We start from the raw sequence: 17,330 nt of genomic DNA, 5'->3' as shown, positions 1-17,330 counted from the left end.
TATATTAAACGATTAAAGTAACCAGGGCTTCTGAATTCTGATCATTCATTTTCATTAGATGAATATCATGCTCATTGATTTTATTTTTCACATAAATATTATTTTCATAGTCACCTACAATTAATTCTTTTTTGATAGCTGCCATTGCTGACAACATTACCACTTCTTTTTGCAAATCTTTGATCTTTTTTGCTTTTTTCTTTTGCACAGAAAGAAGAATCATAACAACTGCATAAGAATACATCTGGATTATCTGATATTCCACTGCACCCCTAATTTGATCATAATTGCTCAATTTGCTCGTTTTCTCATAGATTGCTTTTATGGATGCTTGAACGCTTTTCATATATCTTTCAACATTCGTAGTTGAAGATAATGAATCTTTCGTATATGTGTATTTATACAAAACTTCTTTTACATTACCAATTGATTTTATAGTTGAAAATATAAATGTTAAAAAATCAGAATCTTCTAGCACATATTCATTCCTAAATCTCAAATGGTAATCCATGAGATATTTCTTTTTAAATATCTTGGTACATATGTATCCACCTGCGGCTATTAACTCAGATCTTTTTTTATTATCAAGATTTTCTTTTAATTCATCACTGGTAAATAATATGGCCTGTTGCTCTTTCTCATTATAAAATCCACAGTCTACCACATCATAGTCGTGTTTCTCTGCTTCTGTATACATTTTTTCATACATTGATATATCAGCAATATCATCACTATCAACAAACCCTATATATTTTCCACAAGCAATTTCAATTGCTGCATTTCTCGCTGCTCCTGGGCCCTGATTTTTATCAAAGTTTATCACTTTGATTTTATCTTTAAATTGAGCTTTACAGTCATTTATAATTTTAATGCTGTTGTCTGTTGAGCAGTCGTTGATAATTATAATTTCTATTTCACTCAATGTTTGATTAACAAGATTTCCAAGGCAATCTGCCAGATATCTTTCAGCATTATAAACAGGTACTATTACCGATACTTTAATATCCATTTTCATCCCTATAAGCTTTCTATATAATAATTGATTCATCAGAAACTAAACGACAATTTCAAGTATTTCATTTAATCGTCTTGTATAATTATGAAATTCCTTCATCTTGCCATAACCGTTGTCTGCAATTTGTTTTCTTTCTTTATCATTCTTAAGATAATAATTACATTTTCCAACCAAATCTTCTTGACTTTCAAAATATTATATACATTTCGCTTCTCTTAATAATTAATTGTTATTGCAGGAAATTATAGAAAAATAGAGCTAGCATAGCTAGCTCTATTTTGATGGTTATCTTTCGATTACTGAAGTAATGAAAGAACACCTTGTGTTGATTTGTTAGCTTGTGCAAGCATTGATTGTCCAGCTTGAGTCAAGATATTGTTCTTGCTGTAATTAACCATCTCTTTAGCCATATCAACGTCACGAATACGTGATTCAGCTGCTTGTGTGTTTTCGCTTGTTGTATCAAGATTGTTAATTGTATGCTCAAGTCTGTTTTGAAGAGCACCAAGTTTTGAACGTTCTGATGAAACTGTGCTTATAGCAGCTTGAACTGCTTTCATTGCACTACCTGCATGTACATTTGAATCAACTTCCAATGAATTTACTCCAAGTGTTGAAGCATCCATTTTACCAATTGAAACTGTAATACTCTGGCCTGCTAAAGCACCAACCTGAAGTTTTTGATCCTTAAACTCTCCTGTCAACAAATCCATTTTATTGAATTGAGTTGTTGATTGGATTCTGTCGATTTCCTCTGATAACTGACCCATTTCAGCAGATACAGCTGCTCTGTCTGTTGATGTGTTAGTATCATTTGCTGCTTGTGTAGCAAGTTCATTCATTCTTTGAAGTATTGAATGTGTTTCATTCAATGCGCCTTCTGCAGTCTGGATAAGTGAAATACCATCTTGTGCATTTGAAGAAGCTTTATCAAGACTCTTGATCTGACTTCTCATTTTTTCTGAGATTGTAAGTCCAGCTGCATCATCACCAGCTCTATTGATTCTGTAACCTGATGATAATTTTTCTGTTGATTTAGCTTGTGATCCTGTTACTGTGTTCAACTGTCTGTTTGTATTCATCGCTGAAAGATTGTGTTGTACTACCATATTGTTTTTCCTCCTTGGAATTTACGATGGCATCCTTGCCATACTTATTAGGTTTCAATAGCACTTATGTACTACTGTTATATATTATATCGGACATAAGTTTTAAAACTTTAGTCCAATTATAAACTTTTTTCATATTTTATTACTTTTTTTTATCAAGAAATTGTGGCTCGCTATCAACCATATTCATTGCCTTATAATACTGTGAAGCCATTCGCTCGCTACGATTTGCCAGTTTAACTTCTTTCTTAATGCTTGAAAATTGCTTATGTGCTAGTTCTTTGTTTCTGGCCTCTTCTGATTGAATCTTAACACTTAATTCTGTAACTTTAGATATCAAAATTTTCATCTGCTTAATCTGTTCTTCGTACTGATGTTTGTTATTATCCAGTTCCAATTTAACTCTATTAAATACAGCCGTGAATCCATCATCCAAAAAAATTAACTGATCTAATACTGCAGCTTTTTCTTTCATATTAACATCAAAATCATCCATATCAAAAGGCTCATTTTGTAACAACTGCTTTTCCTTATGGTTAAATCCAATAATTTGATTTAAAATTAGCACCTTTTTTTTCAATCCATCAATCATGATGGAAACATAATTATCCGTGGTTCCCATTAGTCACCTCATCAAGCCGTTTTCGTCAAACGCATTACTTCTTTCCAAGTATCTCTCATTCCTCTTAAATGCAACAGTACTTCTTCAATAATTTCTTTATCCTTTTTAATATTTGCTTCAATCAACCTATCATATAAATAACTATATACGTTTTCAAATTCCTGTGAAATTGGATATTTGTGATCAAGTGTTATCTGAAATTCCATAATTATGTTGTTAGCCTTAATTATATTAATATGTGCTTTTTCTATATCCTTTTGCTCAATTCCCATAATGGCAATATTGCAAAACTTAATCGCCCCTTCGTAGAGCATTAATGACAGCTCCGCTGGAGATGACGTCATGATTTTACTATTATTATATTGTGCGTATGCCTGAATGTCAGCCATTGTTTAGCCTCCTGTTATGTATTGTTCCTATTTTTAATTACCTTTCATCAAGAACCGAGCATGCTCGATAACGAGGATGAATTTGAATTGAGTTTTGAAAGTGCCGTTTCCATCGCCGTGAATTTTTTATTATAGTAATCTTCCATCGTACTGATTTTATCTTTCCAGTCAGATATTTTAGTATTATATTCTGAATACTCGGTACTTAGTTCCTTGTCATTATAGATTGTATAAGCACTTCTAAGTGTAGACGATTTCATTCTTTTAGTCATATCCGTATATAACGAACTGCTAAGCTGTGTAAAGAAACTCACTACGCCCTCTGGATCACTTGCAATTGCCGCTCTTAACTTATCTGTATTTCCTGAAGTATCGCTATCTTTTGAGTCCCCATCTATATGGTAAGCTCCCTTTTCATTCGCAGCAGATGTAAAGTAGCTAAGCGTATTGATTCCAAAAGATGCCAGCGTAGACTTTTTACCATTCGTAGTAAAGGATCCTAGCATATCAGTTTTCAAAGAATTACTAACACTACTAACTGTTGAATCTTTTCTAAGCAGAGAATCCTTAATCTTTTTTTCCCACGTTTCAACTTCGGTGTCTGTCATAGCGTCTTTTTCATCAGCGGTTAAAGGTTCATACCCTTTTGCACTGGTTGCATTATAAGCGGAATCTAGACCATTGATCAATTCATTATATCCGGTTAAAAACCCCTTAATCATATCATAGATACCATCAACATCTGTACTTGATGTGAGTGTAATTGGCTTACCAGTTTCCGTTTTATTCAATGCCTGAATTGTAAGACCATTAATGTTATAATTATTACTTGAACTAGTAAAGGTTGCACCATTCAGAATGATTTGTGAATCCGCTCCAACCGTTCTTACAGCTCCTATTGAACCAGTTCCAACCGCAAGTGCGGCAGATGCAGTCGCTATCTTGTTGTCAATTGCTGCTTCAACGTTGGTTTTAATAACTGCATTCCTAGAATCAACCTGTGCATTGATACTAGCTGTCTTTGTTGCTTTTGTAGCATCACTATCGCCAGCAAGAATCACAAATGGCTCATTGTCTGTCATGGTTTTTGCATATGTCACTTTAGCTGCATCATTAGTTGTAATTTTTACATCAATAGCTGCCTTTTTGTCATTGATAATTTTCTTATCAGCTTCAGTAAGTGTAGGATCCAATAACTGTGTATCTAATGCAGAATTTTCTGTTGTTAATTGGGCATTCGTGGCAGTCAGTGTATTCACATTATTACTTGCTGTATCATATATATTCTTATATTCAGCAGATACTTTATCAAAAGTTGTTATCGATGCATTATAAGCATCTGTCTTTAAAGCAGTTACCTCAGCAGGTGTATATCCTGCCCACTTCGTATATTCAGCCTTATCTGTATCATTAACAGTATATAATCCCATTGATTGTAATGCCGTTAAACCTCCAGCATTTCCAGCGGTCATTGTGAAATCACTGTCTGCACCAGAAGCCTTTGCACTTATAAAAAACCTCTGATTAGTTGCATCAAAACTTGCATTTACGCCAGCTTCCTTGAGTTTAGAAACAAATCCAGCAACTGTTGTATTTGCGGTCAACTCAATCGTTGTAGATTTGTCTCCAACTCCAACACTAATTGACCCGCCATCAAATGAAGACAAACCTTTTATTGCACTTAGTTTGCTATCGGCAGTAGCTTTGCCAACCGTTGTTACACCGCCTACTGTAGTTTCTGTTGATACCACTCCACCCGTAAGATATCCAGACGATGCCAGTTTATTAACTTCCAAGTTCTGTGATCCACTGACAGCTGATGAGGATGCAGTTACCTTTGCAATAGTTGCATCCGAAGATGAAGCAACGTTCTTACTGTAAGAAGATGATAACTTCATATTTGCTAGACTTTTACTATAAAATGCATATATTTTTGTGTTCATGCTCTTCCATGAATCCTGTTTCCACGAAAGCTTAGTCTGCGCTTTTACCAAATTATCCTTTGTAACAGAATATGCAGACACAAGCGACTTAATAATAGATTCCGTGTCTAAATTCGAGTTCAAACCTGATAATTTAACTGACATATAATACCTCCATCTTATTTAATAACTTTAAATCACATATGACCTTATTATCTTTTTTCATCAACAAGAATACCTGCAAGCTCCAACGCTTTTTCAAAAATCTCAAGCGACTTTTCTGAAGGTATTTCCTTTATAACTTCATTCGTGTACTTATCTTTTATTTTAATGATAACTTTATTCGTATTCTCATAAAATCCAAACTCTGCAACAGTATTACTATTAATAAGCTTATTTATATCTTTTGATGTACCCATTATAGATGTTTCACCCGCAAGTTTATCTTTTTTTGATTTATCTTGATTATCTTGATTAGAATAACCTTTCGGGGCACTGTCAACTTGATATTGTCCTATTGGCACTGATGCAGTTACAACTTTAGGCTGTAGTGTTGCATTACCAGTTGCTTCTAATTTATCAACTGTAGTACTAGCATTTACTAATGATGTATTTTGAAAAGATGGTGCTCCTTTAACTTCAGTTGATAAATTTATAGCCATAATTTATACCTCCATGTATAAAAAAATAAATTAATATGTTACATAACTTTTAGAATTTCTCTTCTCTATACCTTATATCGGATTAATTGCACAATAGTTTATACTAATCATATTTAAAAATATTATTTATTACCAAACAAATCATCCAGCCCTTTTACATCAATTGACTTTGCAGCTTCTTTATTCGCCTCTTGGATCTGAACATATACTTCTTTACGATAAATAGGGATTGACTTGGGAGCAGTTATGCCCAATTTCACTTGTTCTCCTTTAACTTCAATTATTGTTATTTCAATATCGTCATTAATAATGATTGATTCATCTTTCTTTCTTGATAATGCAAGCATCCTACTCACCACCCTTCTTAGAGTTTTCTTTAATAATATCATAAACAGGATATTTCACAGTATATTTCTCATTATCTGCTATCAACTGACATGCTTTTAAATTATCTGCATTTATAATAATTGGTGCCTTTAAGTTACTTGTCATTTTAGAAATATCAGAAGGAACTGTAAGTGTCACTAAAACGATTAGTTCGGCCGCTTTTACATCCCCTAGTGACACAAGCAATGCATCCTCAACGATTGGATCATAATCTGGCATAAATATTTCTGGGTTTATTACAGGAATTGCAATATTTTCGTCTTCTATTGACTGAAGCCACATAATTGTTGCTGTATCAGATTTTTCTGTATTATATACAATCGTATATTTCTTAAATTCATCAAGCCCAATTAATCCTTTTTGAAATGTAATAATTTTATCCTCACCAATTTCGAGTGTACCAAACCATTTTGTCTTAACTTGCATATTTTTTACCCCTTTAGTTGTCAATTTTTTATAAGAAATCCAACAATGATTGTTTTACTACCTTACTTGCAGCTGTAAGTGAAGCATTATAAACGAGTTGGGCGGAAGAATAATTTACTGAAATATCTTCTATTTCAACATCTTCATTCTTTGATTTCAGCTCCTTAAAATTCGTTTGCTGTTCTTGCAATCTACTCTTCGTTAGCGTAAGTCTGCTTATCCGATTACCAACATCTGAATTAGCAGATGTAATCTGTTGCTGGTAATTCTTCATCTTTGTAATACCTTTTTCGAAAGTTTTTTGCATAGTTTCATTTGCCAAATCCCGTTCTTTACTTAAAGCTTCTGTCATTGTCTTAATCTTAGCTTGAGATGCATCATCAGAATAGGCATTCTGTGACTTCATATTTAATAATTTTGCTTGTTTCGCTTCGATATCAATAACATTTTGAATCGATGTTGCCAGTTCATTAACATCTCTTCCTAGCTGAATGCTAAATGCTTGATCTGCTTCAGTATTAACCTTAATTGTCTGTGCAAAATTAACCGAATATTCAATATCCTGTCCTTCGCTACTTTTCTTATAATTAGTCCAAGCGGATGGGTCTGACTTATCCGCAGTAATATCCTTTGTCTTGTCCACACATGTAAAATAATGCTCTGGCTTAACATCCCCTTTTGCAAATGATGTCTTATCATATGTAAATGATATATCTGTCTGTGACTTCAAAGTATTATAGGCAGTCTTTCCTAATAGCAGTTCTCCTGTACTAGTATTTAATACAACCTCGTCATCTTTTGGTACATAATTCGGATCTGTTGTAGTAATAGGATTAACAGCGATTGAACTAGCACCATTATTATAAGTAATTGCTGTGAATTTAGCTCCAGAAACATCTGAATATCCAAGCATAATTCTATTCACACTTGTTGAACTTGGTGATAATATATCATTTGCGGAAACCGTTGCATCATCAAGTGTTGATATGGATACCGTATTTGAATAAACCGTTTTCGCATTAATATCATTATTACTAAAGTTCTGCGTAATTGAATAACTCTTATTTGATGCTTCCGCTGTTGTCATAAAAGTAAGTGCGGAATCTGTTTTAAATCCTGAGAATACATATCTTCCAGCATAATCTACATTACCCTGCGCATAAAATGACTCTTTTAAATTAGTCAAGCTATCTGCTATTGTAGCACGTTCTGATGTGGCAAATGTGTCCGTTGACCCTTGATTACAATATTGATATAAATCTGAGACTATATCATTCGTTTCTTTAAGTGACCCTTGTGTTACACTAAGCCATGAGTTAGCATCCGGAATGTTTTTTTCGAGATATTGTGTTACTTCACTCAAACTTGAACGAAGTCTTAATGCTCTTATTGCAATAATTGGGTCTTCAGAAGGTCGGCTAATTTTCTTCAGTGTTGATAACTGAGTGTCTAGCGTGTTCATCTGAGACTTATTAGTAGCTATATTAGTAAGTGAATTGTTAATCATCATAGCATTCGTTATTCTCATATATTGTTTCCTCCTATAATCCAGTTTCGTTAATTAATTTGTTATATATTTCATTCATCACAGACATCATTTTAGATGAAAGACTATAGGCTTGCTGGAACTTAAGAATATCCATACCTTCTTCATCTTGATCTACCCCCATAACCGAAAGCCTTTGATTATTAATTGCACTACTAATATTTGTATAATTTTTAAAAAACGAAGTTGATTTAGCAGAATCTATAGCAACTTCAGCAACGACACTCTCAAGGAAATATGCTCCTGTTCCACCTTCATAGCGTTTATCACTCTTAAGTGCTACAAGATTATCAACTACATCACAATACGCGCTTCCTTGCGAAGGATCTGTTGTTGTTGCCAATTTTGATACATCTTTTATCAGCTTATCATTAACACTAACTGATAGTGCAGACATCGCTGAAAAGCCAGATTTCACTGTAAATAGAGGGATTCCAGCTTCTCCGCTTACCGTTTTTCCATTCGTAAGAATTTCATTAACAGCCGAAGTAAACGTTTCAATAAATTCATTCAATTTAGAAATATAATGAGGTACTCCCTTATAAGCTGTATTTTCTTCTGTGTTATTAACCAACTCCAAAGATTTATTGCCGCTTGCATCTGTTGCTAATGTCTCAACAGATCCATTACACCCATCTCTAACATCTATTAATCCCTTTAAAGAACCATTAAGGGAACTACTATACTCATTAAATTCAAGTCCATTTTTCCAAACAATATTATATAATCCATCTGCATCCGAAGCATTCACATTTTCAGTTATCGCTTGTGTAGTCAATGTATTGTAATCATATGTATCAACAAGCGTCTGTCCGTTTATCTTAACTATGCAAGATTTAAGACCATTTCCTATATCTGTTTCCTCCGTATCAATATTTACAATTTTTGAAAGCTGATCTAATAAATTATTTCTCTTATCCCTTAAGTCATTCGCTGAACCTTTATTTGCCTCAATATAATTAATCTGCTTATTCAAAGATGAAATATTTTGAGCAATTGTGTTAATCTCGCCAACTTGATTCTTTATCTCTTCATTCGCATCTTTTTGTACATTCGTTAAATTTGTAGAAAGTGTATTAAAATATTGAGATAAGCTAAGTGCATTATTGATTACTGAATTCTGTACTGACTTTTCAGTTGGTGTCTTTTGAAGTTCTGTTACTGATTTAAAGAAATTAGTATATTCTGTTGTAAAACCACTTAATTTAAACTCATTTAAATAATCTTCTATCTGCGTCATATAATTTTCTTTGGCTTCATACTCGCCATAATTTGTCTGATTATTCCTAAACTTTACGTCATAATAACTATCTCTTATCTGCTCCACTCCAGTTACAACTACACCGCTTCCAATTGTTCCATAACCCGAATTGGTATTTAACGCCTTATCAGCTTCTAGTGAAACCTTCTGCCTTGAATAGCCTGTGGTGCTTACGTTTGATACATTATGGGCAGTCGTATTAATGGAAGCCTGTGCCGCCTGTAGTCCTGAATATGATATTGTCAATCCCAAAAATGTAGACGCCATATGGTACCTCTCTTCCTAACTCATCTTATAAATTAAAAATTTATTTAGACATGTCACTAAACAAATTATCAGTTTCCTAATCTTGTAACAATATGTTCAAGCATCTCACTTACAACGTTAACATATCTTGATGCAGCATTATATGCTTGTTGAAATTTTATCATATTCTGAAGTTCCTCATCTGACGAAACTCCTTCTGTCTGTAATCGTTGACCATTATATCCATCAGCCATCGTTTTCTGATTAGTAACCATATTATTTAGGATTTTACCTGTATCAGCGAATTCAGTTACTAAGCTGTTATAAAATGAGCTAAAATTTTCTTTTGCATAAGTTGATGGATTCAATGATGCAAATTTTACGGTCCAAGCATCAACAAGCGCTTTTCCTTTCACAAAATCTTCTTCACCCTTTGCATTTGTAAGTGGAATTTTAGCTTTATTTTGAGTAGCTGTTTCATTTATTTTTATATTACCTAATGTGTAATCTGAAGGTAGTCCTAACTCATTCTTATTATTTCTTACGTAATACATTGTTCCATCATTGCCAGTTACCTTTATGTAACGTTCTGTATTATTTCTTGCAAACAATTCAACGCCTACACTCTTGTCCGCATCATTGCCATATGAAGTCTTTTTCATATCAAGCACTGATACATCTGTATATGCCGTTCCATCTGCAGCTGTAAAGCTTGTTGTCTTTTCTGGACAAAGTATATCATTCATTGATGTAACAACACCATTTACTAATTTATCAAGACTTGCCATCGTGCTTAATATAACAGATGGATCAATATATTTATTGTAGTATGTGCAATCTGCGCCATACTGCTTGTAATCAATGTCATAGTTATCTTTTGCAGCTTGATATGCTGCTAACTGTGTAGCATCTGTCAAATCATAACCCGTAGCATCTGGTTTTGTAGGTTCGACTGGAACATCTGCATAATTAACGGCTTTGTACCCGCGTGAAATGAGTAAGCCTTTTAATTCTCCTATATCATTATTATCTATTGCTGAAATCTGCTCTGCATCAACAAAGACATCTCGGTTATCTAATAATGGCCATACTGGTTTGAGTAAATCTGTACCTTCTATTTTTTCTGTCGCCATATTGTATACTGCATTTTTTGATACAAATGCTGCACCTTCAGCTGTAACTGTAACGGTTCCGTCTTTATCTTCTTGGTATTGGATTTTAATATATCCACTTAGCTCATCTAAAGCGTTGTCTCTTTGATCTCTTAAATCATTCGCCTTTTGTCCAATACATTCTACATCCGTAATCTTTTTATTTAAATCACATATGGTTTTACCTAATGAATTGATTTTATTAACCATATTATTAATTTTTGTATTTAAAGTTGTCTGATAATCTTTTAAACTAGAATAAATAGAACTTGCCTTATCCATAAATGTGTTTGCAGTTTGCAACAAAGATGACCTTGCAATCGTACTAGCTGGATTCTTACTAACTTCATTAATAGAAGTAAGCAAATCTGTCATTGTTTTCTTAAAGGAATTGTCATCTAATTCCCCAAATAGTGATTCGACTTCTGTCACTGCATCATATTGGCTATCATAATAACCAAGTCTTCCTTTTTCTTGTCTATAAGCTTTATCTATAAGTTCATCTCGAACACGCCTGATTTCTGAAACATCAACGCCTGTTCCACATACCAATTTAGTAGTAGCATTATTCCCAATACTATAATAACTACTTGTTGAATATGTTATCTGCTGTCTTGTATATCCAACCGTATTAATATTGGCGAGATTGTTTGCTGTTGTATTTAATGCAGCCTGTGCCACATTAAGGCCTGATATTCCTACATAGAGCCCCGACATTCCATTAGACATTTGCTATCACCTCTTCACTGCTTTGCATCAAATGAACCTGCTACCAGGTTTTGTCCCGTTGTGTTATATGCTTCCTTACTGTAATTCGCGGTTTCAGGCGCAAACATGGTATTCCTTGATAGGTTAAGTTCAAACTCTATCATATTAATAGATTCTTGCAATAGTACCCTGTTATTGTCATTTACTTTGACTAATTTATTCATTGTCCTTTTAAATGCGTCACGAACTTTACTCAATTCTTCTTGTTCCCTTGGTTGTTTTTCTAACATCTTAATTAGACTATCTAGTTTGAATTCATTCTCTGGAATATTAAGCACATTTGCAATATCTTTGATATTTTCTTCTCTGCTTTTTTCTAACTTATTAATGACTTCAATTTTTTTTTGTTCCTGCGCTACAATAACCTGTAGCTTCTCAATATCACCTTTAACAATTACAGACGTTTTATCTAACGACAGGTTCAATAATTGAATATACTCATTATTCTCTTTATCTAATATACCAATTAAATTTTCAATTAAACTTGCCATATTTGCTCCTATCTAATCTCTAAAATGTTATTGTTGATGCATTGTTAAGCACTTTATCCGCAAAATCTTCGGGCTTTACTGTGTAAGTCCCTGATGACATCTTAGCCTTAATATCTGCTATTTTGTCCTCTCTAATATCAGGAGCAACACTTACTGCCTGCTTTGCTACTTGATAGTTTTTAGCTGTTTGTGAAATTTCAAACTTATCATTCGCATTTGCCACTGAATTGGTCTTATTAACCATCTTTGAATTACTCTGATAAATCTGACTAACTGCATTATAAGCTTCTATACGCATATCAATTACCTCACTTTCTATAAAATTACCTTAATCTAATTTACTTTGTTATGAATTCTATCGGTAATTTATGATAAAATCTTAACCACCTTTTCACATTTTATAAAATTACATAAAAATAACACTGCAATATATTAATCGAACGAATATAATCAATACATTACAGTGTCTCTTTTATTTTTGTTTATTCACTTTGTCAATAAACTCTCTCGATAAAAACTTAGTTCTTTCACTATCATTATCAGTCTTAGCTCGATCGCTTCTACTAGAGTCATCATGATATAAATCCGAAAGAACATTTGTCATCTTATTCTTACACGCAGGGCAATATCTTCCTGATTTAATTGTAACTCCACAACTTTCGCAATCTATACCAATTGGAGAATCGTCTGAAAAAAACAATCGTTCTTCACGTACCCACCGTTCAATCTGTTCCATTCTAACATCACAATCTTTAGAAATCTGTGGCATTGTTGCAACTCTATTTTTCTCTATATAATCCCTAACTTCAGCAAATTTATCTTCCATACTATTAACACAGTTTGGGCATAAATTCTTATATGACCCACCAATATAATTATATAAACGTCCACAGCTTTTACAATTTCGAACCTCCATGTAGATACCTCCTTTGATTTTAAAAACCTTTTCCTATACATAAACTAATATAATAAACTTTTACTACACCCGCATCTATTAGAATTTTAGCGCATGAATCAATTGTAGTCCCTGTTGTGTATATATCATCTACGATAATAACCTTATCATATTTTACTACTTTTTCTTCTATTTTAAAAGCATTTTCTAGGTTTTTGAGCCGCTCTTTGTCGTTTAGCTCCTTTTGAGCCAATGTTTTCTTTTCCCGCTTTAACAATTGACTATCAACTGGGATATCTAATAATTTCCCTATTGACTTTGCTATTATTTCAGCCTGATTATATCCTCTTTTTCGTTGTTTTGACTTATGAAGTGGAACTGGAATAAGAACATCTGCATCCCAATTCTTTATAATAGATTCATAACGATTTTTCAATTCAAAACCATAGAATTCGCCGTACTCTCTCTTGTTGTGATATTTAAATTGATATATGGAATTTTTGATTTCGTCGGTATATGCCCAAACGCCTACCCCTTGAGAATATATGTGCTTCACTCTTGAACAATCATAGCAAAACTCTGTTTCAGCATTATCCACCGGTTTTCCACATTGCAAACATCTAGGTGATTCAATATATGACAGTTTCTTTCTACACTTTTCACATATATAAACTTTTTCATCGATGTTTTTATCAAGAACTTGAGTGCATATAGGACATGTTGATGGATAAATAATTTCAACGCCTTTATAGAAAACTTTCTTAGCCTGACTAAATAGTTCCCTGCCGTATATATTTTTGTTTCTCAAATCTTCCCCCCTCGTTTAATCTGCTATTGACTGCATTTCTTTAATTCGCTCTGCAAGAGTAGAATAACGCATCTGCTCGCTTACATTGCGAATCATTTCCTGAAAAAAGTTTTGGGATCCAACTATGCATACGCAGGTTTTTGCTCTTGTGACTGCAGTATATAATAGATTTCTTGTCATAAGCATTTTAGGACCACTAAACATTGGTATAATAACTGCAGGATATTCACTTCCTTGAGACTTATGTATTGTAACAGCATATGCCAATTCCAATTCTTCTAATTGTTTAAAACTATATTCAACATACTTTTCATCATCAAACTTCACTATCATTTGCTCTGAGAATAAATTGATTGTTTCAATTATGCCAATATCACCATTAAATATCCCAGTTCCTCCATCCGTCGGTATTCCATATTTACTTCTTTTTTCCCATTCCAGTTGATAATTATTCTTCACTTGCATAACCTTATCCCCAACTTTAAATACTGTGTCTCCATACTCTTTCTCAGTCTTTTCTTTTGCTGCTGGATTTAAAAATTCCTGTAATATTTTATTTAACTTCTCTACTCCAACAGCTCCTTTTTTCATTGGCGTTAGAATCTGAATATCACTAATTTTTGCATTTACATAATCAGGCAACTTATCACGAATAAGGGTGCAGATTGCTCCTGTGATACTTTCGGGATTATCTCTTTTTATAAACAAAAAATCTTTACTGTATTTATTAAGAATCACTTCTTCCCCATTATTGATTTTATGGGCATTTATAATAATTTCACTTGTCGCAGCCTGCCGAAATATTTTTGTGAGCATTACAACATTGACACATCCAGATTGAATAATATCCTTTAAAACATTTCCTGGTCCAACTGATGGAAGCTGATCCACATCTCCTACAAGAATTAATCTGGTTCCTACTGCAATAGCTTTTAAAAGAGAATTCATTAAATTTATGTCAACCATTGACATTTCATCAATTATAATTACATCAGTTTCTAACGGGTTAAGCTCATTCCGTTCAAAATTCATAGCGGCTGTATTATCCCCTGCATTACCACTCAATTCAAGCATTCTGTGAATTGTCTGCGCTTCATATCCTGTGGTTTCTGACATTCGCTTTGCTGCTCTACCAGTAGGTGCTGCAAGTCTAATATCCATTCCCTCTATCTCGAAATATTTGATTATCGTGTTAATCGTAGTTGTTTTACCAGTACCTGGTCCTCCTGTTATTACCATGAGCCCATTTAAAATTGCATCTTTGACAGCCTGTCTTTGCACTCCGTCTAATATCATTTCATTGGATTTTTCAATTGATCCGATACTTTTTTCGACCTCTAAATCATCATCACTATATTTTATATCAAGATTTACTAGCATTCCGGCAACACTAAGCTCCGTGTAATAATAAGACGAGGCGTATACTACCTGTTGATCTTTGACTTGTTTTACTATTATCTTTTTATCAATTGATAAATCCATGATAAATTTATCAATATTAACCATATCTATAAGTAGCAATTGCCTGGTAGAATTAATAAGCTCTTTCATTGGTAAATATACGTGTCCATTAGTCGTTGCTAATAATAATTCGTACATTATTCCGCTTCTAATTCTAAAATCCGAATCAGACTTAACTCCAACTCTTTGTGCAATTTCATCTGCAATTTTAAATCCTATTCCATTAATATCATCCGCTAATTTATAAGGATTTTCCTTGATAATTCTATATATATCATTACCATACTGTGTATATATCTTATTTGCAAGATTCATGTTAATACCATATTCCTGTAAAAACATCATAGCCTTGCGCATATCTTTCTTTTCCACTAATTGATCAGCTATTTCCATAGCTTTTTTAACACTTATCCCTTTGATTTCTGCCAAACGTTCCGGTTCATCTTCTATTATTCGGAATGTATCTTCGCCAAATTTTTTTATGATGCTCTCCGCAAGTTTCTCCCCAATTCCTTTGATTGCCCCTGAACCTAGATATCTTTTTACCGATTGGATATCCTCTGGTACTCTAATTTCATATGATGTAATTTTAAATTGTTGAAGATAAATAGGGTGCATTACATATTCGCCAGTTGCTGCTATGAATTCGCCTTCGTTAATGTAGCTTAGAACTCCTACACAAGTAACTTCACTGCCGTTGCATATAATGTTAAATACTGTATATCCATTATCTTCATTTCGAAAGACGATGCTATCAACAAATCCTTCAATCGAATTTTCATTATTATGCTCCACTTGCGTAAGCCTCCCTAAAAATATAAAAGTGCATACAAACTAGAATCATGCCATCTAACCACTAACATTCTCTTCTAATCCATACGCACCAATATTTGTTATTTAAATTTCTATGTTAGATATTATTTACTTATATTTTTATAAGTTAGTACTATAGTTTCTTTTCATTTGCTCATATAAAATTTTTGCAATTCCAAAGCCTTCACCACCATTAGCTTCTGAAGCACTCGATGCATACTTACTTGTTAATTCATCTTTGTAATAATCTGTAAGGCTACTAGAGGAAGACGACGTTGAATCTTCTTCATTCTTTGGGACCATCTTCTGCATTCCTTTAAATACTTGTTCAACAAAATAAGATTCAAAGTCTTTGCATACCGATAACAACTTGTCATCAGAGGCAGTTGATAGATCTGAGGATGATAATGAATTTTCCAACGATTTAGTAGCTGAACTAGCATTGTATGTACTACTTGTATTTAACGAATCAAGGTTACTACTTACCAAATCACTCATACTTTACCTCTTTCCTACCTTTTTAAACTATTAGCTTGCTGCAACATTTCATCAGATGCGTTAATTGCTTTTGAATTAAGTTCATATGCCCTTTGTGCTGTTATTAAATTGACCATCTCAGTCGCAACTTGAACATTAGAACCTTCTAAATAACTTTGCTTTATTGTGCTCTTCTTGACACCAGCATCCTCTGCTTCATTAATTGCTACACCAGAGGCGTCCGTCTCCGAAAAAAGACTTGCAGCCTCTTTTTCAAGACCCGTTGGATTAGCAAATTGATATACTCCAATTGAAATTCCGATTGGAGCTGGATTATTGGATGCATCCGGATAGCAGAACTCACCATCACTATTTACTGTAATATTACTAGATTTCATCGTTGCATCAAATACAATTGGTGCTCCTGTTGAATCCAAAACCGGGTATCCTTCAGAGGTACACAATGTCAACCCATCAGTTCCTTGTGAAATATTAAAATTACCATTTCTGGTATATTCAGTCTGTCCATCAACTCCGCTTACCGCAAAAAAGCCTTTACCATTAATGGCAAAGCTAAAGTTGTTATCGCTTTGCAAGAATGAACCCTGTGTAAAATCAGAAGAAATCGATGCAGTACGCACACCAAGTCCCACTTGCGCACTTACTGGTTTATTTGCACCATTCGCTGATGTCGTCTTTGATTGTAAGTTTTGGTATAACAACGATTTAAACTCAGCTGATTCTGCCTTATAACCTGTAGTATTAATATTAGCCAAATTATTGGCAATTGTATCTACATTGGTCTGTTGCGCATTCATTCCTGAAGCGGCGGTCCATAACGAACGTAACATAAGCACGTCCTCCTTATCATTTAGTTATCT

The 17,330-nt window shown here is 33.6% G+C and carries 18 protein-coding genes and 1 pseudogene; all 19 read right to left on the bottom strand.

What is annotated here, in order from left to right; genetic code table 11:
- Window positions 1-4 precede the first annotated feature (4 nt).
- The 19 genes and pseudogenes from BMY18_RS06870 to flgG all read right to left on the bottom strand — a co-directional run bounded on the left by BMY18_RS06870 (window position 5) and on the right by flgG (window position 17,300).
- The gene (locus tag BMY18_RS06870; protein WP_170841326.1) at window positions 5-1,009 is read right to left on the bottom strand and encodes a glycosyltransferase family 2 protein; all 1,005 of its coding nucleotides are present in this window, start codon (window positions 1,007-1,009) and stop codon (window positions 5-7) included.
- 45 nt (window positions 1,010-1,054) lie between these two features.
- Window positions 1,055-1,195 (bottom strand): annotated as a pseudogene (locus BMY18_RS21775) (glycosyltransferase); the annotation flags it as partial.
- A gap of 116 nt (window positions 1,196-1,311) precedes the next feature.
- On the bottom strand, window positions 1,312-2,124 hold the full coding sequence (locus BMY18_RS06860) for a flagellin N-terminal helical domain-containing protein (RefSeq protein ID WP_092451941.1): 813 nt from the start codon (window positions 2,122-2,124) through the stop codon (window positions 1,312-1,314).
- A gap of 142 nt (window positions 2,125-2,266) precedes the next feature.
- Window positions 2,267-2,746: a PDDEXK family nuclease gene (locus BMY18_RS06855; protein ID WP_092451939.1), complete on the bottom strand. Its 480-nt coding sequence runs from the start codon at window positions 2,744-2,746 to the stop codon at window positions 2,267-2,269.
- 11 nt (window positions 2,747-2,757) lie between these two features.
- Window positions 2,758-3,135, bottom strand: coding sequence for a flagellar export chaperone FliS (gene fliS / locus BMY18_RS06850; RefSeq protein WP_092451937.1), 378 nt, complete (start codon window positions 3,133-3,135; stop codon window positions 2,758-2,760).
- 47 nt (window positions 3,136-3,182) lie between these two features.
- Window positions 3,183-5,222, bottom strand: a complete 2,040-nt coding sequence (gene fliD, locus BMY18_RS06845; RefSeq protein ID WP_092451935.1) for a flagellar filament capping protein FliD — start codon at window positions 5,220-5,222, stop codon at window positions 3,183-3,185.
- Between the two features lie 47 nt (window positions 5,223-5,269).
- On the bottom strand, window positions 5,270-5,719 hold the full coding sequence (locus tag BMY18_RS06840; protein WP_092451933.1) for a flagellar protein FlaG: 450 nt from the start codon (window positions 5,717-5,719) through the stop codon (window positions 5,270-5,272).
- A gap of 122 nt (window positions 5,720-5,841) precedes the next feature.
- A complete protein-coding gene (csrA, locus tag BMY18_RS06835) occupies window positions 5,842-6,066 on the bottom strand; it encodes a carbon storage regulator CsrA (RefSeq protein ID WP_092451931.1) in 225 nt (74 codons plus the stop codon).
- A 1-nt stretch (window position 6,067) separates the two neighbouring features.
- The gene (gene fliW / locus BMY18_RS06830) at window positions 6,068-6,532 is read right to left on the bottom strand and encodes a flagellar assembly protein FliW (RefSeq protein ID WP_092451929.1); all 465 of its coding nucleotides are present in this window, start codon (window positions 6,530-6,532) and stop codon (window positions 6,068-6,070) included.
- Between the two features lie 28 nt (window positions 6,533-6,560).
- Window positions 6,561-8,060 (bottom strand): flagellar hook-associated protein FlgL, encoded by a 1,500-nt coding sequence (flgL, locus tag BMY18_RS06825; protein WP_092451927.1) that lies wholly within the window; start codon window positions 8,058-8,060, stop codon window positions 6,561-6,563.
- A gap of 13 nt (window positions 8,061-8,073) precedes the next feature.
- Window positions 8,074-9,606 (bottom strand): flagellar hook-associated protein FlgK, encoded by a 1,533-nt coding sequence (gene flgK, locus BMY18_RS06820; protein WP_092451925.1) that lies wholly within the window; start codon window positions 9,604-9,606, stop codon window positions 8,074-8,076.
- 68 nt (window positions 9,607-9,674) lie between these two features.
- Entirely contained in the window at window positions 9,675-11,465 is a 1,791-nt protein-coding gene (flgK, locus tag BMY18_RS06815; RefSeq protein WP_092451923.1) for a flagellar hook-associated protein FlgK, read from the bottom strand.
- A gap of 14 nt (window positions 11,466-11,479) precedes the next feature.
- Window positions 11,480-11,995 (bottom strand): flagellar protein FlgN, encoded by a 516-nt coding sequence (locus BMY18_RS06810; RefSeq protein ID WP_092451921.1) that lies wholly within the window; start codon window positions 11,993-11,995, stop codon window positions 11,480-11,482.
- Between the two features lie 19 nt (window positions 11,996-12,014).
- Window positions 12,015-12,293: a flagellar biosynthesis anti-sigma factor FlgM gene (gene flgM / locus BMY18_RS06805; protein ID WP_092451918.1), complete on the bottom strand. Its 279-nt coding sequence runs from the start codon at window positions 12,291-12,293 to the stop codon at window positions 12,015-12,017.
- A 174-nt stretch (window positions 12,294-12,467) separates the two neighbouring features.
- The gene (locus BMY18_RS06800; RefSeq protein ID WP_092451915.1) at window positions 12,468-12,911 is read right to left on the bottom strand and encodes a flagellar protein; all 444 of its coding nucleotides are present in this window, start codon (window positions 12,909-12,911) and stop codon (window positions 12,468-12,470) included.
- Window positions 12,912-12,930: 19 nt separating this feature from the next.
- Entirely contained in the window at window positions 12,931-13,698 is a 768-nt protein-coding gene (locus tag BMY18_RS06795; RefSeq protein WP_092451913.1) for a ComF family protein, read from the bottom strand.
- Window positions 13,699-13,713: 15 nt separating this feature from the next.
- Window positions 13,714-15,954 (bottom strand): SF1B family DNA helicase RecD2, encoded by a 2,241-nt coding sequence (recD2, locus tag BMY18_RS06790; protein ID WP_092451911.1) that lies wholly within the window; start codon window positions 15,952-15,954, stop codon window positions 13,714-13,716.
- Between the two features lie 138 nt (window positions 15,955-16,092).
- Window positions 16,093-16,470: a rod-binding protein gene (locus tag BMY18_RS06785; protein ID WP_092451909.1), complete on the bottom strand. Its 378-nt coding sequence runs from the start codon at window positions 16,468-16,470 to the stop codon at window positions 16,093-16,095.
- Window positions 16,471-16,484: 14 nt separating this feature from the next.
- Window positions 16,485-17,300, bottom strand: coding sequence for a flagellar basal-body rod protein FlgG (gene flgG, locus BMY18_RS06780; RefSeq protein ID WP_092451907.1), 816 nt, complete (start codon window positions 17,298-17,300; stop codon window positions 16,485-16,487).
- Between the last annotated feature and the right edge of the window lie 30 nt (window positions 17,301-17,330).

It is taken from the genome of [Clostridium] fimetarium (genome assembly GCF_900111235.1).
Lineage (GTDB): Bacteria > Bacillota > Clostridia > Lachnospirales > Lachnospiraceae > Clostridium_N > Clostridium_N fimetarium.
The sequence above is the reverse complement of the archived record's forward strand: the minus strand, read 5'-3'. Positions and strand labels throughout refer to the sequence as shown.